At 35.3% G+C, this 2,764-nt stretch carries 6 protein-coding genes; 2 read left to right on the top strand and 4 right to left on the bottom strand.

From position 1 onward, the window contains the following. Positions 1–126 precede the first annotated feature (126 nt). Together ACFILZ_RS09495 and ACFILZ_RS09490 are read right to left on the bottom strand one after the other, a co-directional pair. A complete protein-coding gene (locus ACFILZ_RS09495; RefSeq protein WP_375607509.1) occupies positions 127–420 on the bottom strand; it encodes a HigA family addiction module antitoxin in 294 nt (97 codons plus the stop codon). A 16-nt stretch (positions 421–436) separates the two neighbouring features. After that, positions 437–718, bottom strand: coding sequence for a type II toxin-antitoxin system RelE/ParE family toxin (locus ACFILZ_RS09490; RefSeq protein WP_375607508.1), 282 nt, complete (start codon positions 716–718; stop codon positions 437–439). A gap of 189 nt (positions 719–907) precedes the next feature. Between ACFILZ_RS09490 and ssb the strand changes: the two genes are divergently transcribed. Both ssb and ACFILZ_RS09480 read left to right on the top strand, forming a co-directional pair. Beyond that, the gene (gene ssb, locus ACFILZ_RS09485; protein WP_375611017.1) at positions 908–1,354 is read left to right on the top strand and encodes a single-stranded DNA-binding protein; all 447 of its coding nucleotides are present in this window, start codon (positions 908–910) and stop codon (positions 1,352–1,354) included. A gap of 52 nt (positions 1,355–1,406) precedes the next feature. Continuing rightward, positions 1,407–1,895, top strand: coding sequence for a hypothetical protein (locus ACFILZ_RS09480; RefSeq protein ID WP_375611016.1), 489 nt, complete (start codon positions 1,407–1,409; stop codon positions 1,893–1,895). 2 nt (positions 1,896–1,897) lie between these two features. On the opposite strand, the gene ACFILZ_RS09475 is transcribed toward ACFILZ_RS09480, so the two are convergent. Beyond that, positions 1,898–2,320: a type II toxin-antitoxin system HicB family antitoxin gene (locus tag ACFILZ_RS09475; protein ID WP_375611015.1), complete on the bottom strand. Its 423-nt coding sequence runs from the start codon at positions 2,318–2,320 to the stop codon at positions 1,898–1,900. A 50-nt stretch (positions 2,321–2,370) separates the two neighbouring features. Continuing rightward, positions 2,371–2,523 carry a type II toxin-antitoxin system HicA family toxin gene (locus ACFILZ_RS09470; protein WP_375611014.1) on the bottom strand — a complete coding sequence of 51 codons (153 nt, stop codon included), beginning with the start codon at positions 2,521–2,523 and terminating at the stop codon, positions 2,371–2,373. Positions 2,524–2,764: the final 241 nt, after the last annotated feature.

Genomic DNA, 2,764 nt, shown 5'->3' with positions numbered 1-2,764 from the left:
CGAAAAGCGTTCTCAATTACGAGCCTCTTATAGACGAGATCAATAAAGGCATAAAAAAACTATCAGAAGTTGCTTGATTTTAAAGAACATGACCTCTAAGTGTGAAGAAGGATGGGCTAAGTTTTTCTAAAGATGCCCTACTTGCTCTAAAGGTGAAATATGTGGGATTGAGCTGTTATGCCGAGCTTGCCACAAATCATGCTTTTGTTGCAGTTTAAGCCAGAATTCCGCATCATTTAAACCCGCTTTTTCTAACCGTAAAGCTAAGTTAATGCTAATCGCCGCATGGCAGTTTAAGATGCGGGATAAAGTTAAACGTGCAACGCCAAGACGATTTGCAGCTTCTGTTACTGTTAACCCTAATTCATCAAGCAATTCTTCTTTCAAAATGCCGCCAGGGTGTGGAGGATTGTACATCATAATAACACCTCAAAACTCAATGGTAATCTTGATAATCAACCAGTTCAACGTCTGTCCCAATGAAACGAAAGGTAACACGCCAATTTGCATTGACACGCATTGACCAGTAACCTTTTAAATCGCCCGTAAGCGCATGTAGACGATACGATTTAAGAGTAACTTGTTCAGGCGCGGATATTGTATCTAAAATTACTAAAATGTTTGCTAATTTTTTAACATGCGCGGGTTGTATGCCTTTGCACTCTCCTCTTTCAAAGAATAATTTCAACCCTTTATGCTTAAAACTAACGATTGCCATATATACCCTCTTGAGACTTGGTACTATACACCATGCATTTATGTCAATTGATTATTTATCAAAGAGCGCCTTAAAACATAATGTTATATGTTAATAATCAATAATATCCTTTTGAAATAATAGAAAAAATAATAAAACTATGCTAAGATTTCTTACATATTTAAATACAAATTTAAGGTAATGACAAACATGCTAAATAAAGTGATGTTAATTGGCTATTTAGGGAATGATCCCGAAAGCAAAACAATGAATTATGGAACAGAAGTAGTCAATTTTCGTATGGCAACTTCTGAAAGCTATACGGATAAAAATACTCATCAAAAAGTAGAGAAAACTGAATGGCACTCCGTGGTGATTTTTAATCCACATTTGGCAAAAATAGCGCTTCAGTATCTAAACAAAGGTTCAAAGGTTTACATTGAAGGCAAATTACAGACACGCAAATGGCAAGATAAAAATGGGCATGACCGTTACACAACAGAGATTGTCTTACCACAATTCAAAGGCGAGTTGTATTTGCTTGATGCCAAAAAAGAGCAATCTGCTCACCCCTCCCCCATTACTTCTCAAAATTATGCTATTGCTTCAGGTGCTAAAGATTATAGCGCATCTCTTAATGATAGCATGCCATTTTGATTAAAAAATAGAGCAAAGAGAAACATGTGGGCTCCCACAGATTAGGGGATGTATGAAAAAGAAAGATGCTTACATTTCACAAGTGAAAGTACGTCAAGATCCTGTTAATCAATTGGCAATTGAAATGCGTGCTAAACGCTTTGGTTTGACGATTGAAGAGGCTAAAAATCCGCTTGCTGGGTCTTATGTTGGGCGGCTATGTTTGCAAGGTGTGCTTACTCAAGATCAGTATGATGCTGCGCAAAAATATCTTGAAGTGAAAAATGACTATTTGTGTGCAAAAGGTTTACCAAGCGCTGTTTATGATGAAATACCATCATCTTCTGATGACAAAGCAAGAGAAAAATGGGTTGAATTTGCAACAGGACAGTTTTCTAATATGCAAGAGGCGATAAAAGAAACACAACATCTCTATAGACAGTATAATCTTTATGCATCAATACAATATATTATTGTAGAAGACCAAACATTACCACATCTTGTGAATTCATTGCGGGTCGCTCTTAACGCGCTTCATAAGCATTTTACACAAAACCGCTAAATTCAAGCAGCATTTTGAATATTAATAGAGATCTCTTTTCCAAGAGCAATGAGAGTAGATTCTAAGGCATCTAATTTGGTTGCGTGGTTTAAATCCAACAATCGGTCAATTTGTATTGGATGAAGTTTTAAAAGACGTACGAGATCAGCTTTGCGTAAGTTTTTTTCAATCATAGCGTTATGTATTGCAATTTTTAAAGTCACCAATGAAGATACTTCAACAAAAGGATAGGCAATATCACGATGTCCAAAGGGAATAGATTCACGATCTTGAAAACGCCCCATAATGACTGTTAAAAGTGCATTTTTAGCCTGTTCCAAAGCTTCTTTTTCATCGTTACCATAGGTAATAAATTCCTGAAAGTCTTTAGAGACGACTAGAAGAGTATCATTGTCATCTTTGAGAAATTTGATTGCATATTTCATTTACACCTCCATATTCAGGCTTATTTTAGGTCAAGATCTTTAAGAATCTTCTAGACTAATCCTGTTCCTAATTCTTTTCGCGTACCATGCATAGGTAAAACGGACTTTTTAGAACCACGCTTTACAAGCAAATGCCCTCCCTTCCCTGAAGTAAAACTGCAACCATGCTTTGTAAGATATCTTTTCAATTCTTGACTATTCATTATAATAATATAATATCTAAAATGTTTCAATGCAACATAAATGTTGTGTTGAAGGAAAATAAAGAACATCTTTTAAAACACCATATTTAGGTAAAAAAATACAAGATCATGATTTTTTTGTTGACATAGTGTAAAAAATCGTATTTAATGATGGTAGTGTATTGGTTTTATTGTGTCTAAAATTCAAAAATATCCCCAAAAATTCAGCAAAATGTCAAATTGAAGCGTGGCTAGAAAGCCC

It is taken from the genome of Bartonella sp. AP40SXNS (assembly GCF_042195825.1).
Lineage (GTDB): Bacteria > Pseudomonadota > Alphaproteobacteria > Rhizobiales > Rhizobiaceae > Bartonella.
This window is presented reverse-complemented; position numbering and strand designations above follow the sequence as displayed.

What these genes read in the sequence shown, in the direction of transcription:
- ACFILZ_RS09495 (WP_375607509.1), bottom strand. Translation starts at nt 420, where the DNA reads ATGATGTACAATCCTCCACACCCTGGCGGCATTTTGAAAGAAGAATTG.
- ACFILZ_RS09490 (WP_375607508.1), bottom strand. Translation starts at nt 718, where the DNA reads ATGGCAATCGTTAGTTTTAAGCATAAAGGGTTGAAATTATTCTTTGAA.
- ssb (WP_375611017.1), top strand. Translation starts at nt 908, where the DNA reads ATGCTAAATAAAGTGATGTTAATTGGCTATTTAGGGAATGATCCCGAA.
- ACFILZ_RS09480 (WP_375611016.1), top strand. Translation starts at nt 1,407, where the DNA reads ATGAAAAAGAAAGATGCTTACATTTCACAAGTGAAAGTACGTCAAGAT.
- ACFILZ_RS09475 (WP_375611015.1), bottom strand. Translation starts at nt 2,320, where the DNA reads ATGAAATATGCAATCAAATTTCTCAAAGATGACAATGATACTCTTCTA.
- ACFILZ_RS09470 (WP_375611014.1), bottom strand. Translation starts at nt 2,523, where the DNA reads ATGAATAGTCAAGAATTGAAAAGATATCTTACAAAGCATGGTTGCAGT.